Source organism: Rhodococcus sp. NPDC003382 (assembly GCF_053589135.1).
The window spans coordinates 1-21,812 of sequence record NZ_JBSFRH010000046.1; the positions used below are offsets into that span (position 1 = coordinate 1).

Here is a 21,812-nt window from a genome sequence, read left to right on the forward strand (position 1 = left end):
GGCCTCGGGGTGAATCCCCGAGGCCACACGGCGTTTCTGTGCTTCCGGCTACTGGACGTCGTCCATGGTTTTGCCGACCTCGGCGAGGGTCATCGGCGTGCCGAAGTCCGCGGTGAACTTGCGGGCGGGGATGTCGCACCGGTACAGACCGTTGTCCGGATCGAAATCGGCCGGTTTCCAGCCGTCTGCGGTGGCCTGCTCGACGTTGAAGCACGGCTGTGGCGGGATCGGGTTCTGCAGGTCGTTCGCGGCGTGCAAGCCACCGCCGGTCCACGCCGTTTCCTGGCGAGCCGTCTCGTACACGCACTTTCGGGTCAGCTCGTCACCGCACGCGGCGGCGGACTTGGCGAACAGCAACCAGGACGACCAGGCGCGCATGGCGGGGAGGGTGATCTGGGCGTCGGGCGCGTACTTCGCGTAGAGCTCCTTCAGCTGTTCGACGGCGGGTTCGTCGCTTTCGAGCGGGGCGACACCGCTGAGATCGACGATGTTGTTCTGGAAATCGGCGGAGCGACCGAGCAGGTCGAGGAACTGCTGGTTGTAGGCGTTGTTGTTCGGATCGATCCAGTCCAGCTTGTAGTCCATGTTGGTCAGGACCTCTTCGAGCTTGGCGAGCTGATCGAAGCTGCCCATGAAGATCAGGCCCTTGACGCCGTTGTTCTTGATGGCCTGGGCGTAGGGCGTCCAGTCCGACACGCCCATCGTCGGATACAACTCGTTGTAGACGACCTTCGCGCCGATCGCGTCCAGGGTCTCGAGGGTCATCTGCTGCACGGCCTTGGTGATCGCCGAGTCGCCGTTGATGAGGCCGATGGCCTGCTTCGAATCCGGATAGGCCTCGTCCACGGCCCAGGTGCGGAAACCGGCGTAGTTGTCGTAGCCGGGGACCTTGGACGGCGAGGCGCTGACCTCGAGGTCGGCGCCGGCGGCGCGTTCCTGCACCGCCTGGGCGGGGAAGCTCGGGAGCAGGCAGTTCAGGCGTTCCTTGACGCCGAGGGCGTCGAGGCCGGCGCCGCCGCCGACGAGGGCGAAGTCCTCGCGGCAGGCTTCGATCATCCGCTGGCGCGGTTCCATGAGTTTCGTGTCGCGGGTGTTGGCGACGAGGGTGCGGCCGTTGATGCCGCCGTTGTCGTTGCACCAGGACGTGAATACTTTTGCCGCGTCGACGAATTCGGAGTTCTTGGTGAATCCGATGTCGGAGAAGACGCCGACCTCGATCTGCTCGGCGGTGACGCCCTGGGCGGAGGCTGTCGAAGCGTCACCGTCCTGGCACACCTCGGTGAGGTCACCGAAGTCGGCGGAGACCGCGGACGATCCGCCCTGTCCGGACGTGGTGCTGTCGGTTTCGGTGCCGCTGCGGCCGCTACAGCCGGCCGCGAGGAGTGCGACCGCCGCGACGGCGACGACGATGCGCCGCTGCCCGGCAAGGAATGTGCGATGTCGATTCACGTGTGTCCCCTGGTCCTCTGAGCCTGCGCGACCGACGTGATCGGGCAGGGAGCCGGATGGACGAAGTGCCCCCACCCACCAGGGAAACTGTCCTCTCCGGCTTGGAGAACGAAGATATTGCTTCGTCGTCCGCCAGGGACGGTTTTGGTGGAACCCGAGCGGACATTTCGGTCGAAGGGTGCAGCGGGTCGCGCCCGGGCGATCGCGTCTGCGGGCGGCGCCCATCCCGGGCGATTGTGACGGGACCACAATCGATCTTGGTGCGCCCCGCATTCGGGGGCTGCAGCGCCCTGCACGGTGGAGTCCGTCACGATTCGGCGGTCGGCGCCGGTGTGGGACAACCGCCATCGCGGTCCAGGCGTGGGATGCTCTGCGAAACGCAACCATCGAACCGGGAGAAACAGGTCTTGACGACTCGACCACCGCTGGGCCGTCCCGTCGGGGCAAGTGGCGACGAGACCCGGCGGCGGATCCTGGCCGCGGCGATGCGGAGCGTGTCCGAGGTCGGATACGCGCGGGCGACGATTCGCGAAATCGCTCGCATGGCAGGGATCACCAGCGGAAGTCTGTACCACTACTTCCCGAACAAATCGGAGCTCGTCAAGGCGACGTTCGACGAACTCGCCGGTGTCGCGGTACCGCGGCTCGCCGAAGCGGCGAGTAGTGCCGACGGTGTCGTCGCCAAACTCATGGCCCTGTTCGACGAGGGTGGCCGGGTGACCCGCGAGTACCCGTACGCGGTCGCCTTCGACCGCGCCATCAGGGTCGAAAGCGCCGAACATCTGCATCTCCGGGAGGACGCCGACACCCTGTTCGGCACGCTCCACGACGTGGTCGTCGGCATCGTCGAACAGGCCCGCCGGGACGGTGAACTCGACCCGGACGTCGACGTGAACGGTGCGGCGAACGCGATCTTCGCGATCCTGCGGGGCATGTACGAACTGGCGGCCGCCGCGTCGGCGGAGCAGTACGACGCGACCCTCGACGCCGTGAAGCGGCTGATCCAGGGCACGCTCTTCGCCCCGGCCCCGCCGGAGTGACGCGGGTGTGCCGTGCCGGTGGGGACCGGCACGGCACAGCGCGACACGACTCGCGGCTACTGCACGTCGTCCATGGTCTTACCGACCTCGGCGAGGGTCATCGGTGTGCCGAAGTCTGCGGTGAACTTGCGGGCGGGGATGTCGCACCGGTACGGGCCGTTGTCCGGGTCGAAATCGGCGGGCTTCCATCCTTCCGACGTTGCTTGCTCGACGTTGAAGCAGGGCTGCGGCGGGATGGGGTTCTGCAGGTCGTTGGCGGCGTGCAGCCCTCCGCCGGTCCAGGCGGTTTCCTGACGAGCCGTCTCGTACACGCACTTTCGGGTCAGCTCGTCCCCGCACGCGGCGGCGGACTTGGCGAACAGCAACCACGAGGACCACGCCCGGATGGCCGGGAGGGTGATCTGCGCGTCGGGTGCGTACTTCGCGTAGAGCTCCTCGAGTTGTTCGACGGCGGGTTCGTCGCTTTCGAGTGGGGCGACGCCGCTGAGGTCGACGATGTTGTTCTGGAAATCGGCGGACCGACCCAGGAGTTCGATGAACTGGGCGTTGTAGGCGTTGTTGTTCGGATCGATCCAGTCGAGCTTGTAGTCCATGTCGGTGAGGACGGCTTCGAGCTTGGCCAGTTGTTCCCACGTCCCCATGAAGATCAGGCCCTTGACGCCCTTGTTCTTGATGGCCTGCGCGTAAGGGGTCCAGTCCGAGACTCCCATCGCCGGGTACAACTCGTTGTAGACGACCGTGGCGCCGATCGCGTCGAGCGTTTCGAAGGTCATCTGTTCGATGATCTTGGTGACCGCCGAGTCGCCGTTGATCAACCCGACCGCGGCCTTCGAGTCGGGATAGGCCTCGTTCACGGCCCAGGTGCGGAACCCGGCGTAGTTGTCGTAGCCGGGTATCTTCGCCGGCGAGGCGCTGACCTCGAGGTCGGCGCCGGCGGAGCGTTCCTGCACCGCCTGGGCGGGGAAGCTCGGGAGCAGACAGTTCAGGCGTTCCTTGACGCCGAGGGTGCGGCCGTTGATACCGCCGTTGTCGTTGCACCAGGACGTGAACACCTTTGCCGCGTCGACGAATTCGGGGTTCTTGGTGAACCCCATGTCGGTGAAGACACCCACCTCGATCTGTTCGGCGGTCACGCCCTGGGTGGTGGCGGTGGAAGCGTCGCCGCCCTGGCAGACGTCGGTGAGGTCACCGAAATCGGCGGATGTCGCCGCCGATCTACCGCTGCCGGAGGTTGCGCTGTCACCGGTTTCGGTGCCGCTGCGGCCGCCGCAACCGGCGACCAGCAGCGCGACCGCGGCGACGACGGCGGGAACGCGCCGCGGTCCGGGCCGGAAAGTCTTGGGTCGCTGCATGTTTCTCCTCCGCGGGGCTTCAGGTGTTCCGGCCGCCGTTGACGCCGAGAATCTGACCGGTGATGTAGCCGGCTTCCTCCGACACCAGGAACGAACACGCCGCGGCGATGTCCTCGGGACGGCCGGACCGCCGCACCGGGGTGCGCTGGATGTGTTCCTCGATCGTGCCGCCGAGGAGGCCCTTCCCCTCGGCTCGGCGGAGCATCGGGGTGTCGACGAAGCCCGGTGGCACCGCGTTGACGGTGATCCCGTTCGGGCCGTACTCCAGCGCCAGAGACTTCGTCAGGCCGTTCACCGCGGACTTGGCGGCGACATACGCCGACATGAACGGCTGACCCGAATGTGTGCTCGAGGAGGAGATGTTCACGATCCGGCCCCACCCGGCGTCGAGCATGTCGGGAAGGACCGCCTGGATGCAGTGGAACACGCTGGTCAGGTTGATGTCGATCGCGCGCTGCCATTCGGGGAACGTGAGGTTGGCGAATCTCCGGTACACCTCGAGGCCCGCACCGTTGACGAGAACGGTGACCGGTCCCAGTTCCTGCCGGATCTCCGCGAGCGCGGCGTCGACGCGGTCGCGGTCGGTGACGTCGACCTCGTACTCGTACTCCGCATCGTCGGGTTTCAGATCGAGCACGGCCACCCGGTGACCGTCCTTGCGCAAGCGCTCTGCGACGGCCTTGCCGATTCCCGAGCCGCCTCCCGTCACGACCGCTGTCCTCACGTCCATGCTTCGTCTCCGGCGATGGTGATGCGCCGCATGAGGCGTGCGGAGGACGGGTCGTACGGCAGGGCGCGGTGCAGCATGCCGGTGTTGTCCCACACCACCATGTCGCCGGCCTCCCAGTCGTGGGCGTAGCAGAAGCGTTCCTGGGTGGTCCACGCCTGCAGTTCGTCGAGGAGTTCCCGGCTCTCGTGCGGCTCCATGCCGACGATGTGATCGGCGGTGGCGCCGATGACGAGCGAGCGACGGCCGTCGCGTCGTTCCCACACGAGCGAGGACTCGTGCGTCGGGAGCTGACGCCAGCGGGCGACCTGTTCGTCGGTGGGGTCGGGGTAGACGGTGCGCTGGGCGGCCTCGAAGCTGTGGACGACGCGCAGGCCCTCGTAGCGCTTGCGTTCGGCTTCGGGCAGGTTCTCGTACGCGGCGTAGGTGCTGGCGAATTCGGTACCGCCCCCGACGGCGGCGACGTGCCGGCAGGTGAGCACGGTGGTCTTGGCCGGGATGTCGTTGGTGGTGTCGTCGATGTGCCAGCTGAAGGTGCCCTCGAGGTACTCGGCCGACCGGGTCACGGCCGGATCGAGCGAGACCGTCATGATCTCGTGACCGGGGATCGGCTGAGCCGGGGTGCCGAGTTTGCGGGCGAATGCGAGCTGGGCGTCGTCGTCGAGATTCGGTCCGCGGAAGAGCAGCACACCTCGCCACTTCAGAGCTTCGGTCAGGCGTGCGATCACCGCGTCGTCGTTCAGGTCGTCGACCCCGGTCACTTCGACGCCGAACGACGAAGTGAGCGCTGTGGTCTCGAGCATGAGGAGTCCTTGGGTTCCTGGGGTATCTGTGGAATCTGTTGTCGCGCAGGGGCGGAGCCGATCGGGAGGGCGGCCCGGCAGGGTTGGGGCGCCACCGGGCCGCCCGGGCCGTCGGGTCAGACGGTGACGCCGGCCTTCTCGAGGCAGCGGTGAAGCGCCTCGAGGTATGCGGTGGTGCCCTTGAAGGGGCCGCTCGCCCCGATCGCGACCTCGAGGAACGGGGTGTACTCGTCGTTGACGTGGGTCTCCCAGCGGATGATCTCGCCGTCCTCGTTGGTCTCGAGGAAGCTGTAGGAGTAGAAGCCCATCGTCCTGCCGTCGACGGTGGTGCCCTGCCAGCGGGTCTTCCAGACCACGCCGTTCTCGGCGGGCCAGTACTTGAAGCTCGTCGGCTTCCAGTCGGGGAACACGAGCGAGTACGCCTTCGCCTCCATGTATGCGGCCTTCGCGGTGTCGACCGCGGCCTCGCTCATGAGGATGACGTCCTCACCGGTGAAGTACGGGGAGGTGTAGATCGCGTCGGGAGCGAATTTCCAGGCGTCCTGGCCGTTCTCGTCGGTGTATTCCTCGCCGTCCTTGACGCCCTGGCGCAGGTACGCGTTGCGGTAGCTCTCGGCGAGACGACGGTGCTGGGCGATGCGGGCTTCGTTGGTCACATGGTTCCTTCGGTCGTGTGGGTTGGTTGCGACAGGCGTGGCGGAGTGACGCCGACGGTCACTCCGAGATGTTCACGTTCTCGTAGCTGCCGAGCATCCCGCTGTCGGGCAGCGCCATCTGCAGGTAGACGTCGATGTGCCGGATGCGGCCGGCGTCGTCGAACTCGTACACCGACACCGAGTTGACGACATTGCTGAAATCGCCGATGCGGCTGCGCTCTTCGAGCTCGAGGAACACCACACCGCCGGATTCGGTGATGCGTTTGAACGTGCACTCCCATTCGGAGGACTTCGCCCAGTTCGTCAGGAACTCGACGTAGCCGGACCAGTCCATCACCTCCTTGAAGTTCCCGACACGTTCGAACTCGTCGACCGCCACCAGTTCGGCCAGCGGCGCCCAGCTGTCGGTGGTGAATCCGGGCTGCTTCGCCTCGTCGACCAGGCGTTTGGTGACGAGGCTGTATTCGAGGACGCGGCGGGCGTGCCCGGTGTGGTCGTCGAGGATGTCCTCGACCTGCGTCACGGTCATGAGAAGTCTCTTTCGGTCGGTGATGGGGTGGTCACGAGGTCGCGGCGGCCGCGAGGTAGCGGTCGACGGCCGCGTGGAAGTGGGCGATGACGATCTCTTCCTTGACCAGCGTCATGTGGTCGAGGCCCTTGTTGCGGAGACCGCGCTGCTGGCGCGGCATCTGCTCGTAGTCCTGCTGGAGCGCCAGGAAGTACTGGAAGCTGCCCGGTTCCTCGACCTGGACCGGCTCGACCTTGAAGCTGCCCCGCATCTCCGGCGGCAGCCACATGTAGCTGCTGATGTGCCAGATGCAGCGGTTCGGGTCGCCGTCCGGATCGGGGAGCGCGAGGATGACGGTCGCTTCCCCGGCCCGGATCGTCATGAAGAAGTTCGGGAAGAGCACCCAGCCGTGGTTGTCGCTCATCTGCGCGTCGGTCAGGCCGCTGACATCCAGGCCCTGGCCGGTCAGGGTGTCGCGGGTGGCCTGCTGCAGCAGGGTGCGCACGGTGACGCCCTCCGGGAACTCCAAGGGGGCACCTTCGACGCGGTACCCGTCGACGAGTTCTTCGAATCGGGGCAGGACGGCGGTGACGGTGGGGAACGTGCCGGGAAGCTCGCGGATTCCCTGGACCTGCTCTTCGGGGCCGAACGTGTCGACACCGGCGACCTCGAACGGGGCCACCGAGACGCTGTGCACGTCCATGAAGCGGTGACGGCTCGTGCTGGGGTCGATGTTGATCACCTTCAGCAGTTCCGGGTGGATGCCGTTGATGTGATAGCCCTCGGAGAAGGCGTCGACGACGACTTTCCAGTTACAGTCCAGCTTTTCGCGGACGTCCATCACCGTGACCATCTCGTCGAGCCGGTAGGGCGCCATCATCTCGGCGACCTCGGGACCGAGGTAGTCGGCCAGCGGTTCGGCGTTCGGGTCGGGGTTGACGAAGATGAATCCGGCGAAGGTGTCGACGGAGACCGGGACGAGGGAGTTGTCGTCCTTGTCGATCGGTCCGAGCACCCGTTCGCGCAGAACGCCGCGCAGCTTGCCGTCGAGGTCGTAGGACCACAGGTGGTACCGGCACATGAACCGCTGCGTGTTGCCCTTGCCGGTGCACAGCGGGTTGCCGCGGTGCCGGCAGGCGTTGACGAAGCCGCGAATGCGGTCGTCCTTGCCGCGGACGAGGATGAACGACTGGTCGAAGATCTCGTGGACCTTCCAGTCGCCGACCTCGGGCAGTTCGTCGACCCGGCCGGCGACCTGCCACACCTTCATCCAGATCTGTTCCCGCTCGCGGTCGGCGTATTCGCGCGAGGTGTAGCGGTCGGTGTCGATGCGTAGCGAGTACTTGTCGGGGTCGATGTCGGCCAGGCCGAATCCGGTGTCGACCCACTCGCCGGGCCGTGCCGACCGTGCAGATTCCGTCAGGGGCTGGGTGGAACTCACGATCTCGCTCCTTCTCGTCGTCGACGACGGTGTCGTGAAACGGGGCTGTCGAACTGAAGATCCGAAAGTGTTCCGGCTGTTGGCCATTCGAGCTGCGGGCACGCCGGGTGACTCCGGTGTGGAGGGCTTCGCCGACGCGACGCAGGGTGATCGCGTCCGGTCGGCAGGTCGGGGTGGTGGTCTGTGGCTGTATCGGTGCCGCTCGAATCTCGACCGCGCGAGGAAGGTGCGGCTGTGCTGCCGCTTTGTTGCGCCCCCCGCGGCCGGATGCGACCGATCCGGCATAAAATCAATCACTTGATTGATTACGTATGATGCACGCCACAATCGAGGGTGTCAATGGGTGTGTGTCACATCGACAGTCGGGATCGTGGGCGAGGCTCGACGAGAACGGAACCCGTCACCGATCCTTGTATCCGACGACCACCAGCACGGAGACGCAGTGACCCGCCAGAGAACCACCGACACCCCGACGGCCCTCGACGTCATCGACCTCGGCGCGCACCCGGACTGGCCGTTGCATCTGCGCCGGCCGGTGCCGATCGACTGGGCCGGCCGGACCTGGCCGACACCGGAGCACGCCTTCGCGGCCGCGCACACCACCTCGACGATCGCGTGGGATCGCATCGCCGACCCCGCCACGAGCAGCGAAGACGCGCACCGCATCGGCACCGGCGCGGTCCGCCGCGACGACTGGCCGACCGCACGGTTCACCGTGCTCCGCGAGATCGTCGCCGCGATGACCGCCGATCTCGTCGTCCGGGCCGCGCTGTCCGCGACCGGTGATGCCCTCCTCGTCGCCGCCGGCCCGGACAAACTGTGGGGCCGGCACCGGGACCGCGGGTACAAGACGCCGATCGGCCGCAACGAACTCGGCCGCATCTGGATGCGGCAACGGGCCGTCGACCGCGGCGACGACCCGGACCGATGGATCCGGGCGGCAGTTATCGGGCATCGCGAGCACCTGATCGTCGAGCCCGACACGCGCGAGTGGGTGCAGGGGGAGCTGTCGCGCCTGGCCACGAAATTGACTGCCGAGCACGGCACCGAGATCGCGATGTCGGGGTGGGCGACCGGGGTGGGCCTGTGGTGGGCGGACGCCGCGCATCGTGCCGGGATGCCGTTGTGGGCGTACCTGCCGTATCCGGAGCAGACCGCAGGCTGGCGTCCCGAGCAGATCGCCGAGCACCAGCGGCTCCTCGCGCTGGCCTCGCGCCGGGTGACGGTCGGCGGCCGCCCCGACAAGCGGTTCGATCACGACCGCAGCGCGTTGATGCTGTCCGATGCCGACGTGGTCGTCGCCGTGCGTGATCCCCGGGTCACCATCGGCGGCACCGTCGCGGCCTTGCGTGAGCTGGCGGGTCGGCGCCGGGTGATCACCGTGGATGTGGTCGCCAGGTCGACGACGATCTCCGCGGTCGACCCGGTGTTCGCCTGAGCCGCTCTCGCGCTGTCCGGACGAGGTCTGCTCGAACCCGATGTGCGCGGACGAAGGGCGCGTACCCTCTGATTCCAGCAGTGAATGTCGCGAGTGGTGCGGAAAGTTCACGACTGCCGGAACGGTGGTATTTGCCATGACAGAAGAGTCGACTGCCCACGGTTCCGACCGGCAATCGGGCCATCCGGGGTTGCTCGCGATCCTGCTCGCGATGGCGATGTTCGTCCTGGTCGTGGACACCTCGCTCATGAACGTGTCCATCTCGGCGGTGGTACGCGATCTCGGCACGACCGTCAGCGGCGTGCAGGCCGCCATCGCGCTCGAAGCGCTCGTCTCCGCCGCGTTCATCCTGATCGGCAGCAAGGTCGGTGACCTCATCGGCCGCAAACGCGCCTACGTCATCGGTCTGCTCGGCTACGCGACCGGCGCGACCGCGATGGCGCTCGCCCAGAGCCTCACCGCGGTGATCGTGTTCTGGGCCATCATCGGTGGGATCGGCGCCTCGTTGCTGCTCCCGGCGATGCAGTCCCTCGTCCACGGCAACTTCGAAGGCGACGCCCAGAAGAAGGTCTACGCGCTCGTCGGTGCCGCCGCCGCGATCGCCGCGGCCGTCGGACCACTGCTCGGCGGCTTCATCACCACCTACCTGTCCTGGCGCCTCGCGTTCGTGCTCGAAGTGGTGATCATCGCGGCCGTGCTGTCCGGGATCGGACTCGTCCGCGACGTGCCCTACACCGGATCGCGCGGCGTCGACGGGGTCGGCGCACTCCTGTCCGTGCTCGGCATGGGCGGCATCGTGCTCGGCATCCTGGTGTGGCAGGAAGGCGGCGAAGCGGTCGCCGGGCTCCTCGTGGCCGGCGCCGCCGCCCTGGTCGGGCTCGCCTTCTGGCTGGTACGACGCAAACGCGCCGGCGCGCCGGCGCTGCTGGATCCGGATCTGTTCCGGTCCAAGATCTTCCGGCTCGGCATCACCGGCCAGATGCTCCAGCAGATCGCCCTCGGCGGCGTCATGATCGCGCTGCCGATCTACCTGCAGATGGTGCTCGAGTACAACGCCATGCAGGCGGGTCTGTCGCTCGCCCCGCTCTCGCTCAGCATGTTCGTCGTCGCGTTGCTCGCCGGGAAGAAGGCCGGCGCGCGGCGCCCGAGCACCGTCATCCGGTGGGGTTTCCTGCTCGTCACGATCGGGATCGTGGTCCTCATTCCGATCGTGCCGCGAGCGGACTTCGGGTGGGGCCTGCTGCTGCCGCTCGTGGTCGCCGGGTCGGGCCTGGGCCTGCTGGTCTCGCAACTGAACAACTACACCCTCGCGCCGATCTCGGAGGAGCGGGTCAGCGAAGCCGCCGGCACCAACTCGGCGGCCGGATCGTTCGGCCTGTCGTTCGGCCTGGCGTTCGCCGGTGCCATCCTGCTCGCGACCCTGTCGATCACGTTCACCTCGATGGCGGAGTCGAGCGACGTGCTGCCACCCGCCGACCAGCAGCACGTCGCCCAGGTGCTCGAGGAGGACGCGGAGGTCATGAGCAACACCCAGCTCGAGGAGTTGCTCGCCGGCCAGCCCCCGGCGATCCGCGACGAGATCGTCCGGATCAACACCGACGCGCGCCCGATCGCTCTGCAGGTCGCGTTGCTCGTCCCGCTCGCCGCAGCCTTGCTCGGGTTCGCGAACTCGTTCCGCATGGTCCGAGCGGACGGCCCGCCGGCCGCCGCGCCGAAGGGTGCGGCACCGTTCTGACCCGGCCGCGCGGTTTCCGAACGACAGTCACCGGTGGTCGGGACCCAGGTCGCGGTCGATCAGGTCCAGGATCTCCTCGCTGGTCGCGGCGCGAATCCGATCGACCGCGTCGGCACCGGCATCGCCGTGGGCCCGGATCTCGGCCAGCAGGGTTTCCAGGCGCTCCGCGATCGCGGACCGCGCCGGCCCGTCCTCGCCGACCTCGGCAAGGTCCAGCCGGAGCCGGTCGATGTCGGCACAGGCGACCGAGACCGGATCGGGCACGAGTTCCGCGCGCAGGAATTCGGCGACCGCCCGCGGATTCGGGTGATCGAACACCATCGTCGGCGGCAACCGGAGCCCGGTGGCGGTACCGAGTTGATTGCGGAGCGCCACCGCGGCCAGCGAGTCGAACCCGAGTTCCTTGAACGCCTGCTCCGGGTCGACCGCGTCCGGCGCGTCGTAGCCGAGGACCGCGGCCGCCGCGCCCCGGACGAGCTCGAGCATCAGATGCCGCTGCTCGGGAACCGACCGCTCGGCAAGGCGCTGAGCCCAATCCGACGACCCGGCACCCGTGGACCCGGCCGCCGCCAGGCCCGCGGCACGCGGACGGGATTCCCGGATCAGGCCGCGCAGCGGCGCAGGCACAAAAGCAGCCGCCGCGCCGGTGTGATCGAACCGCGCGGCCACCACGGTGGGTACCCCGGCCGCCAACGCGCTGTCGAACAGAGCCAGCCCGTCGTCAGCCGACAGCGGGGCCATGCCGCTACGGAGCGACCGGACGCGATCGATCGCCCCGAGACTGCCGGTCATGGCGCTCGGCGGCGCCCACATGCCCCATGCGATCGACAGTGCGGGCAGCCCGAGGGCGTGCCGGTGCTGGGCGAGGGCGTCGAGGAACGTGTTCGCCGCAGCGTAGTTCGCCTGCCCGGGGGCCCCGAGAATCCCGGCGAGGGACGAGAACAGGACGAACGCCCGCAGGTCGGAGGCCGCGGTCAGCCGGTGCAGGTTCCAGGCCGCGTCGACCTTCGGCCGCAGCACCGCGTCGAGGCGCTCGGGGGTGAGCGAGGTCAGGGTGGCGTCGTCGATCACGCCGGCCGCGTGGACGACCGCCGTCAGCGGATGCTCCGGCGGGATCCCGCTCAGCACCTCGGCGACCGCGGTCTCGTCGGCGGTGTCGCAGGTAACCGCACGCGCCTCGGCTCCCAGGTCACTCAGCTCGCGCAGCAACCGGTCGCAGCCCTCGGCGGCCGCTCCGCGGCGGCTCGTCAGCAGCAGGTGCCGTGCCCCGTGCGCGGTCACCAGGTGCCGCGCGACCAGCGACCCCACGGTGCCGGTGCCGCCGGTGATCAGCACGGTCCCGTCGGGATCGAACGGGGAGCCGGACTCGTCGACGCCGCGCAGCTGCCGCACCCGCGGCACCAGAACGGCACCGTTGCGGACCGCCGACTGCGGTTCCCCGCTCGCCAGCGCGGCCGTGACCGCGGCGTCGGGGTCCGCCGCGTCGTCGAGGTCCATCAGCACGAATCGGCCCGGGTTCTCGCTCTGCGCGGAGCCCACGAGTCCCCACACCGCCGCGGCCGCCGGATCGCTGCCCGTCGCGCCGTCCTGCTCGGCGCCGGTGACCATTGCGTTGCGGGTCACGACCACGAGCGTGCTGTCCGCCGCATCGTCGTCGTCGAGCCACTGCTGCAGCAGACGCAGCACCCGGGTGCACAGCTCGTGGGTGGCGCCGGGACCGTGCTCACCGGCCGGGCGGGCTTCGACGAGCACCGTCCACGGCCGCCGCTCGCCGTCCGCCGCAGCACCGTCGCTCGCGGTGCGCAGCGCTGCCGGATCGGAAAAGTGCGGGAAGCCCGGACCGAGATTCCCGTCGCCGAGCACGACGATCGGACCGAGGGCCGGTTCGCCCGCGATCTCGACCGGGACCCAGGACAGCCGATGCAGTCGCCGTGCCCCGCGTCCCGGGCCGGTCCCGTCGGCCTGCGGCCCCACCTGCAGGGCATCGACGGTCAGCACCGGCTCACCCGCGGCGTCGACGGCGACCACGCGATACCGTCCGTCCCCGAGGGCGTCGAACTTCACCGACAGCGCCTCGGCGCCGACGGTGTGCAACCGGATCCCCGACCAGACCAGCGGCGCGTCGTCCCATCCGAGCAGCGGGTCGAGCGCCGCCTGCAGCAGCACCGGATGGATGCCGAACCCGTCCGTGTCGACGCCCTCGTCGAGGTGCACCTCGGCGTCGGCGTCGCCCGCGAAGCGATGCGCCCCACCGGGTCCGACGACGTCGTCGATCGTCGCCGATGCATTCCGCACCCAGCTGTCCGAGCGCTCGGCCTCGTCCGGGGCGGACGAGACCGTGACGGTGCGCCGGCCGTCGCTGTCCGGCGCCGACACGAACACCCGGATCGAGGCCTGTCCGGACGACGCGAGCAGGAGCGGGTGGTGGACGGTGAGTTCGGCGATGCGGTCGAGACCGGCGTGGTGCGCCGCGTGCAGCGTGAGGTCGACCAGCACCGCGGGCAGCACCGCCCCCGCCGGTGACACGGCACCGTCCTCGGCCGGTGATGGCACGGCATCACCGTCCGCCGGCGGCGGCACGAGCCACGAATCCCGGCGCAGCGACAGCTGTCCGGTGAACATCACCGCGTCGTCGTCGAGCGGCACCGCGGCGCCGAGCAACGGATGTCCGGCCGGGCCCAGCCCCAGTTCCGCCGGATCGCCGCTCGTGCGTGTCGGTGCGGTCGGCCAGAAGGACCGCCGCTGGAACGCGTAGGTGGGCAGCTCCACCCGGCGGCGGCCGGGCAGCATCCGGTCCCAGTCGATCGTGGCGCCGTGCACGAAGGCGGCAGCGACCGCCTCGACGACCTCGTGTGCCTCGTCGCCGCGACCGGGCAACGTGGCGATCGTGGTCGGCACGACCTCGGAGGCGAGGGCGGCCAGGGTCGCACCGGGACCGACCTCGACCAGGCGGGTGACGCCGAGGTCGTCGAGTGTGCGCACGCCGTCGTGGAACCGCACCGTGCGCCGCAGGTGCCGAGCCCAGTAGTCCGGGGACACGAGTTCCTCGGCCGTGGCGACGCGTCCGGTGACGTTGGAGATCACCGGAATCTCCGGCGGCTGCGGAGTCAGCCGCGACGCCACGGCGGTGAACCCGTCGAGGACCGGTTCCATCAGCGTCGAATGGAAGGCCCGGGCCACCCGCAGGGTCGTGGTCTGCAGTCCGGCGGCGGACAAGTCGGCCGCGACGGCCCGGACGTCGCGTTCGCCGCCCGAGAGGACGACCGCGTCGGCGCCGTTGACGGCGGCGAGATCGACGCGGCCGTCGATCCGCGCCCGGATGTCGTCCTCACCCGCCCGCACGGCGATCATCAGGCCCGGTTCGGTCGACTGCATCAACCGGCCGCGGACACCCACCAGGGCCGCGGCATCGGGCAGGCTGAACACCCCCGCGACGTGGGCGGCGGCGATCTCGCCGATCGAATGGCCGATCAGATAGTCGGGGGCGATGCCCCACTCCCGCAGCAACCGGTACAGCGCGACCTCGACGGCGAACAGCGCCGGCTGGGTGTATTCGGTGCGGTCGAGTGCACCGCCGGTGTCGTCCCAGAGCACCTGCCGCACCGGGGTTTCCACATGTTCGTCGAGCGCGGAGCAGACCTCGTCCAGGGCACGGGCGAACACCGGGTAGGTCTCGTAGAGGCCGCGGCCCATCCCGATGCGCTGCGCGCCCTGACCGGTGAACATGAACGCCGTCCGGCCGCGGCTGCTCGTCCCGGTGACGACGTTGCCGCCGGGTCGTCCGGCCGCGAGGCGGGTCAGGCCGTCGAGCAGATCGGCCGCCGTGTCTCCGATCACCGCGGCGCGGTGGAGGAAACCGGACCGGGTGGTGGCCAGCGAGTACGCGAGGTCGGCCGGATCCGGCAGATCCGCACTGCGGTCGCAGAACGCCGCCAGTCGAGCGGCCTGCGCGCGCAGCGCATGCTCGGTCTTACCCGAGACCACCCAGGCCAGCGGGGCTGCCGGCGGCGGTGACACCTCCGGCAGCGCGCGTACGGCCGGCTGTTCCAGGATCACGTGCGCGTTCGTGCCGCTGATCCCGAACGACGACACCCCGGCGCGACGGGGCCGTCCGGTGGCCGGCCACGGCACCGGCTCGGCGAGCAACGAGACCTCGCCCGCGGTCCAATCGACGTGCCGGGTCGGCGTGTCACCGTGCAGGCTCGGCGGCAGCACCCCGTGCCGCATCGCCAGCACCATCTTGATCACGCCGGCCACCCCGGCCGCCGCCTGGGCATGGCCGATGTTCGACTTGATCGACCCGAGCCACAGCGGCCGGCCGTCCCGCTGCTGCCCGTAGGTGGCCAGCAGCGCCTGCGCCTCGATCGGATCCCCGAGCCGCGTGCCGGTGCCGTGCGCCTCCACGGCGTCGATGTCGGCGGGGCCGAGCCCGGCGGACGCCAGCGCCTGCCGGATCACCCGTTCCTGAGACGGGCCGTTCGGGGCGGTCAATCCGTTGGAGGCCCCGTCCTGGTTGACCGCCGATCCGCGGACGAGCGCGAGCACCCGATGGCCGTTGCGTTCGGCGTCGCCGAGCCGCTCGAGCACCACCATTCCCGCGCCCTCGCTGAGCCCGGTGCCGTCCGCCCGATCCGAGAACGGCTTGCAGCGGCCGTCCGGAGCGAGACCGCGCTGACGGCTGAACTCGACCAGCACACCGGGGGTCGCCATCACCGTCGCGCCACCGGCCAGCGCCAGCGCGCATTCCCCGTCGCGCAGCGCGCGGGCCGCGAGATGCACGGCGACCAGCGACGACGAGCAGGCGGTGTCCACGGTGACGGCCGGACCGGTGAAACCGAAGGCGTAGGAGATCCGGCCCGACGCCACGCTGTTGCTCGTCCCGGTCATCAGATAGCCCTCGGCGTCGACGTCGCGCCGCGTCATCAGGTGGAAGCCGTAGTCGCCGCCCATCAACCCGATGTACACACCGGTGTCGGACAGATCGGGGGCGTCCGGCCGGATTCCCGCGTGTTCCAGCGCCTCCCAGGCGCTTTCGAGGAGCAGCCGGTGCTGCGGATCCATCGCGATCGCCTCGCGCGGGCTGATACCGAAGAATGCGGCGTCGAATTCGTCTGCGTCATAGAGGAATCCGCCCTCCTTCATGTACGTGGTGCCGATCCGCTCCGGATCCGGGTCGTACACCTCGTCGAGATTCCAGCCCCGGTTGTGCGGGTACGCGCCCACCGCGCACCGGCCGTCGCGGACGAGTCGCCACAGGTCGTCGGGGCAGTGCACCTCACCCGGATATCGGCAGGCCATCCCGACGATGGCGATCGGATCGTCGTCCCGGCGGGTGCGGGTCGGGGCGATCGTCGGCTGCGGAGCGGTCTCGCTGCCGAGCAGTCGGGTGAGCAGCTCCCGCGCGAGCGCGTCCGCCGTGGGGTAGTCGAACACCACGGTCGCGGCCAGCTTGACGCCGGTCGCGGTCGCCAGCTGATTGCGCAATTCCACCGCGGTCAGCGAATCGAAACCCAGTTGCTTGAAGGCGCGCTCCGGGTCGATCGCATCGCTGCCCTCGTAGCCGAGGGCCGCGGCCACGTGGGTGGTGACGATGTCCAGCACCCGGCTGTACCGGTCGCCGGGCTCCAACGCACGCAACTCCTCGGCGAGCCCGGTCGGTGACACGCCGGCCGCGACCCGGCGGCGACGAGATCCGAGGACCCGGCGCAGGATCGGCGGCAGCGCGGCGCTCTCGGTGCGCGCGGCGCGCGTCGCGAGCCGCAGCGGCACGATCAGGGGACGGTTCACGGCGAGCCCGACGTCGAACAGGGCCAGCCCCGAGTCCACGTCGATGGTGTCGATGCCGTTGCGCTGCAACCGGTCCAGGTCGGCGGCATCGAGATGGGACGTCATGCCGCTCGGGCGATCCCACAACCCCCAGGCCAGGGAGATCGCCGGGAGCCCGCGGGCGCGGCGGTGCTGGGCGAGGGCGTCGAGGAAGACATTGGCCGCCGCATAGTTCGACTGCCCGGCGCCGCCGAGGACGCCCGCCGCGGAGGAGAACAGCACGAACGCGGTCAGGTCCCGGTCGCGGGTGAGGTCGTGCAGGTGCCAGGCACCGTCGAGTTTGGGCCGCAGCACCGCGTGCAGCTGGTCCGTGTTCAGGGTGGCGGCGGTGGCATCGTCGAGTACCCCGGCGGCGTGGATCACACCGGTGAGGTCGGGAATGCCGTCGAGCAGCGCGGCCACCGCGGCGCGGTCGGTCACGTCGCACGCGGCGATCTCGACGTCGGTTCCGGAGGCGGCGAACTCGGTGCGCAGCGCGGCCGCGCTCTCGGCGTCGAGCCCGTGCCGACCGGTGAGCACCAGCCTGCGCACCCCGTACCGGGCGGCGAGATGGCGGGCGATCAGCCGGCCGATGGTCCCGGTGCCACCGCTGATCAGAACCGTGCTGTCCGGGCCGAAGGGCGGCGCGTCGGAGTCGGGCGTCGCTGCGGCCGGTGCCACCGCAGCGAGCATCGGTGTCAGCAGCACACCGTCGCGGACAGCCAGCTGGGATTCGGTGCAGGACAAGGTCGTCGACAGTACTGCGGGATCGGGGAGTTCGCCGGCCGGTCCGTCCAGGTCCACCAGGGTGATGCGATCGGGATGCTCGTTCTGCACAGCGCCGATCAGGCCCCAGACGGGCGCGGCGGCCACGTCGTCGACCGGTTCGTCGTCCCGGAGGGCGACCGCGTGCGCGGTCGTGACCAGCAGGCGGGTCTCGGCCAGGCGCTCGTCCCGGAGCCAGGACTGCACCGCGTGCAGCGTCGCCTCCGCGGCGGCGTGCGCCCGGGCCGGCGTATCCGGCTCCTCGCCCGGTCCGGCGGGCAGCCACAGGACACGACCGGCGGGATCGTCCCCGGCGAGCGCCTCCGGCAGCGGCAGCAGGTCCACCGGCATCGGGTCCGCCGGCGCCGCGACCGGCACCCACTCGACGCGGTAGAGGCCGGCGCCGGCCCCCGGGACCGGCACACCCGCCTCCCCGAGGGGACGCAACGTCAGCGAGTCCGCGGTCACCACCGGCCGGCCGGTCGCGTCGTAGGCCGAGACCCGGTAGCGCTCGGCTCCGGTCGCGGTGACGTGCACCCGCAGGGCGGTGGCGCCCACGGCGTGTACCTGCACGTCGCGCCAGGCGAACGGCAACCGGACACCGGTCTCGGTGCTTCCGAGCGCGATCAGGTGCAGCGCGGCGTCGAGCACCGCCGGATGGATCCCGTAGCCCGCGACCGCCGCTTCCGGGTCCTCGCCGCCCAGTCGCACCTCGCCGTAGAGGTCGTCGCCGCGGCGCCACGCCGCGCGCAGGCCCCGGAAGACCGGACCGTACCCGTAGCCGGCGTCGTCGAGCAGGTCGTAGAGACCGCGGACGTCGACCGGGGTGGCATCGGCGGGCGGCCACTGCGGTTCCGGGAAATCGGCGGCATCCGCGGCCGCCGTCGTGAGCGTGCCGGTGGCGTGCCGGGTCCACGGGGTGTCCGGCGCGGTGTCCGCGGGCCGGGAGTGCACCGACACCGCGCAGCGGCCGGTGTCGCCGTCGGCGAGCACACTCACCTGCACCGCGACCCCACCGTCGGCGGGGATCACCAGCGGCGCCTCGAGCGTGAGCTCGTCGAGCCGGCCGCAGCCGACGCGGTTCCCCGCGTGCAGCGCGAGTTCCACGAAAGCCGTGCCGGGCAGCACGACGGAGTCGCCGACCATGTGGTCGTGCAGCCACGGAAGACGTTGAGCGGAAAGCACACTCATGGACACCGTGCCGCGGCCGTCACCGAGTTCGACCGACGCGGCGAGCATCGGATGCCCGCCCGTGTCCATGCCCGCCGAGACGACATCACCCTCCGGTGCGGGGCCGTCCAGCCAGTAACGGCGGTGCTGAAAGGCATAGGTGGGCAGGTCCACCCACGGCTGATGTTCGGGACGTCGCGCCCACCGCACCCGGTCCCAGTCGACCTGCACGCCGTGCACGCGCGCGTCCGCGAGGGCGGCGGTGAACTGACGCAGGTCCGCCCGGTCGCGCCGGAGAGTGCCGACGACATGTCCGGCGACGCCCTCCGCGTCGAGCGTTTCCTGCATCGGCACGGTCAGGACGGGATGGCTGCACGACTCGACGAACAAGCGATACCCGTCCGCCGCCAGCGATTTCGTCGCGTGCTCGAAGCGGACCGGGTGGCGCAGATTGCGATACCAGTAGTCGGCGTCGAGCGTGGCACCGTCCAGCTCACCGCCGGTCACCGCCGAGTAGAACGGGATCCTCGACCGGCGGGGCCGGATCGGGGCCAATACGTCGAGGATCGGTTCGCGCAGAACCGAAATGTCGGCGCAGTGCGACGCGTATTCCACCGCGATCCGGCGGGCCTGGACGCCGTCGTCCCGCCACCGCGCGACCAGGTCGTCGAGCGCCTCGACCGGACCGGACACCACCGTCGCGGTCGGCCCGTTGACCGCTGCCACCTCGACGGCGCCGGCCCAGGGGGCGATCGCGTCCCGCACCGCGTCCGCGGGCAGCGCCACCGACGCCATCCCGCCGCCGCGCCGCGCCGACGCCGCGATCACCCTGCTGCGCGCGGCGACGACCAGCGCTGCGTCGGACAGGCTCAGCGCGCCGGCGACGTAGGCGGCGGCGATCTCACCCTGCGAATGCCCGATCACCGACACGGGTTCGACGCCGTGGGAGCGCCACAACTCGGCGAGCCCGACCATCATCGCGAACAGCGCCGGTTGCACCACGTCGACGCGGTCCAGCGACGCCGGATCTCGGTCGCGCAGCACGTCGAGCAGCGCAAACGTCGTGTGTGGCGCCAGCGCCTCGGCGCATGCGCGCACGGTCTCGGCGAACACCGGCGAGGTGTCCAGCAGGTCTGCGGCCATGCCGACCCACTGCGAACCCTGGCCGGGAAAGACGAACACCGGCCGGTCACCGGCCTCCGCTGCCACGCCGGTGACGACGTCGGCGCTCGGGGCGCCGCGGGCGAGCGCGTCGAGGCCGCCGAGCAGGGTCTCGGACCGTGCGCCGATCACGGCGGCGCGGTGGTCGAAGGTGGCACGCGAGTTCAGCAGCGCCCCGGCCACCGCGGCAGGAGGCAGGTCGGGGTGGGCAGCCAGATACTCGCGTAACCGCCCGGCCTGCGCCCGCAGCGCGGATTCGGTGTGGCCCGACACGCACCAGGCCACGACCTCACCCGCGGGAATGCTCGTGACGGGGGCCTCGGCCGGTGGGGACTGCTCCAGGACGACGTGCGCGTTGGTGCCGCTGATCCCGAACGAGGACACCGCCGCCCGGCGAGGCCGGTCGAGGTCGGGCCACTCCCGGTTCTCGGTCAGCAGGGACACGGATCCGGCGGACCAGTCGACGTGCGGGGTGGGCCGGTCGACGTGCAGGGTCTTCGGCAGGACGCCGTGTCGCATCGCCAGGATCATCTTCATCACCCCGGCCACCCCGGCAGCGGCCTGGGTGTGCCCGAGATTCGATTTCACCGAGCCGAGCCACAGCGGCCGGCCGGTGGAACGGTCGCGGCCGTACGTCGCCAGCAGGGCGGACGCCTCGATCGGATCGCCCAGGGTGGTGCCGGTGCCGTGCGCCTCGACCACGTCGACGTCGCCCGGACCGAGCCCGGCATCGGTCAGCGCCTGCCGGATCACGCGCTCCTGGGCCTGCCGGTTCGGTGCGGTCAGGCCGTTGCTGGCACCGTCCTGGTTGATCGCGCTGCCCCGGACCACGGCGAGGATCCGCCGGCCGTGGCGCTGTGCGTCGGACAGCCGTTCCAACGCGATCATCGCTGCGCCCTCGCCCCACGCGGTGCCGTCGGCGGCGGCCGAGAACGCCTTGCACCGACCGTCGGGGGCCAGACCACGCTGGCGACTGAACTCCACGAACACCCCCGGCGTCGCCATCACGGTCGCCCCACCCGCCAGGGCCAGCTCGCACTCACCGCCCCGCAGCGCCTGCATGGCGAGGTGGATGGACACCAGCGACGACGAGCATGCGGTGTCGACGGTGATCGCCGGTCCGGACAGGCCGAAGCTGTACGAGACCCGGCCGGAGGCGACGCTCATGGCGTTGCCGGTGATGAAGTAACCCTCGAGGTCCGCGGGCGGCCGGCCCCCGGCCCGCGCCGCGTAGTCGATACCGGACAAACCGGTGAACACCCCGACCCGGGAGCCGTGCACCGAGCGCGGATCCAGGCCGGCATGTTCGAAGGTCTCCCAGCTGGTTTCGAGCAGGAGCCGCTGCTGCGGGTCCATGGCCAGCGCCTCGCGCGGCGAGATGCCGAAGATCTCGGGATCGAACCCCGCCGGGTCGTCGAGGAAGCTGCCCTGCAGCGTGTAGGTCTTGCCGGCTTGCTCGGCCTTCGGATCGTAGAGTTCGGCCGAATTCCAGCCGCGGTCCTCGGGGAAGCCGGTGACGGTCTCCGAGCCGGATTCCACCAGCTGCCACAGGTCCTCGGGCGAGCGCACCCCACCGGGGAAGCGGCAACCCATCCCGATGACGGCGATCGGTTCGTGGCGCACGGCCTCGGACTCGCGAAGCTTCTCTTTCACCTGGTAGAGCTCGGCGGTCACCCTCTTCAGGTAGTCGAGGAGTTTCGCTTGATCGGTCATCCGAGCAGCTCCTAACCGAGAGCCCCCCATGCCGTCGCGGATTCTCGAT

At 70.1% G+C, this 21,812-nt stretch carries 11 protein-coding genes; 3 read left to right on the forward strand and 8 right to left on the reverse strand.

The annotated features are described in order from the left end of the window. Positions 1–48: 48 nt before the first annotated feature. A complete protein-coding gene (locus tag ACWDUD_RS24600) occupies positions 49–1,449 on the reverse strand; it encodes an ABC transporter substrate-binding protein (protein ID WP_450110985.1) in 1,401 nt (466 codons plus the stop codon). Between the two features lie 407 nt (positions 1,450–1,856). Between ACWDUD_RS24600 and ACWDUD_RS24605 the strand changes: the two genes are divergently transcribed. Beyond that, positions 1,857–2,489, forward strand: coding sequence for a TetR/AcrR family transcriptional regulator (locus ACWDUD_RS24605; protein WP_450110986.1), 633 nt, complete (start codon positions 1,857–1,859; stop codon positions 2,487–2,489). 56 nt (positions 2,490–2,545) lie between these two features. On the opposite strand, the gene ACWDUD_RS24610 is transcribed toward ACWDUD_RS24605, so the two are convergent. From ACWDUD_RS24610 to ACWDUD_RS24635, 6 genes are all read right to left on the reverse strand, one after another. Then, positions 2,546–3,841, reverse strand: coding sequence for an ABC transporter substrate-binding protein (locus tag ACWDUD_RS24610; RefSeq protein ID WP_450110987.1), 1,296 nt, complete (start codon positions 3,839–3,841; stop codon positions 2,546–2,548). 19 nt (positions 3,842–3,860) lie between these two features. Continuing rightward, positions 3,861–4,565, reverse strand: coding sequence for an SDR family NAD(P)-dependent oxidoreductase (locus ACWDUD_RS24615; protein ID WP_450111011.1), 705 nt, complete (start codon positions 4,563–4,565; stop codon positions 3,861–3,863). Beyond that, complete coding sequence (locus tag ACWDUD_RS24620) at positions 4,562–5,371, reverse strand: TauD/TfdA dioxygenase family protein (protein WP_450110988.1); 810 nt, start codon at positions 5,369–5,371, stop codon at positions 4,562–4,564. Before ACWDUD_RS24620 ends, ACWDUD_RS24615 begins: the two co-directional genes overlap by 4 nt. 116 nt (positions 5,372–5,487) lie before the next feature. Beyond that, positions 5,488–6,027: a hypothetical protein gene (locus tag ACWDUD_RS24625; RefSeq protein WP_450110989.1), complete on the reverse strand. Its 540-nt coding sequence runs from the start codon at positions 6,025–6,027 to the stop codon at positions 5,488–5,490. A 58-nt stretch (positions 6,028–6,085) separates the two neighbouring features. Next, complete coding sequence (locus ACWDUD_RS24630; RefSeq protein ID WP_450110990.1) at positions 6,086–6,556, reverse strand: hypothetical protein; 471 nt, start codon at positions 6,554–6,556, stop codon at positions 6,086–6,088. Positions 6,557–6,587: 31 nt separating this feature from the next. Beyond that, complete coding sequence (locus tag ACWDUD_RS24635) at positions 6,588–7,976, reverse strand: aromatic ring-hydroxylating oxygenase subunit alpha (protein WP_450110991.1); 1,389 nt, start codon at positions 7,974–7,976, stop codon at positions 6,588–6,590. 442 nt (positions 7,977–8,418) lie between these two features. On the opposite strand from ACWDUD_RS24635, the gene ACWDUD_RS24640 reads away from it, so the two are divergent. Both ACWDUD_RS24640 and ACWDUD_RS24645 read left to right on the forward strand, forming a co-directional pair. Beyond that, on the forward strand, positions 8,419–9,414 hold the full coding sequence (locus ACWDUD_RS24640; protein ID WP_450110992.1) for an NADAR family protein: 996 nt from the start codon (positions 8,419–8,421) through the stop codon (positions 9,412–9,414). A 136-nt stretch (positions 9,415–9,550) separates the two neighbouring features. Beyond that, entirely contained in the window at positions 9,551–11,149 is a 1,599-nt protein-coding gene (locus ACWDUD_RS24645) for an MFS transporter (RefSeq protein ID WP_450110993.1), read from the forward strand. Between the two features lie 27 nt (positions 11,150–11,176). On the opposite strand, the gene ACWDUD_RS24650 is transcribed toward ACWDUD_RS24645, so the two are convergent. Beyond that, positions 11,177–21,763 carry an SDR family NAD(P)-dependent oxidoreductase gene (locus ACWDUD_RS24650; protein WP_450110994.1) on the reverse strand — a complete coding sequence of 3,529 codons (10,587 nt, stop codon included), beginning with the start codon at positions 21,761–21,763 and terminating at the stop codon, positions 11,177–11,179. Positions 21,764–21,812 lie beyond the last annotated feature (49 nt).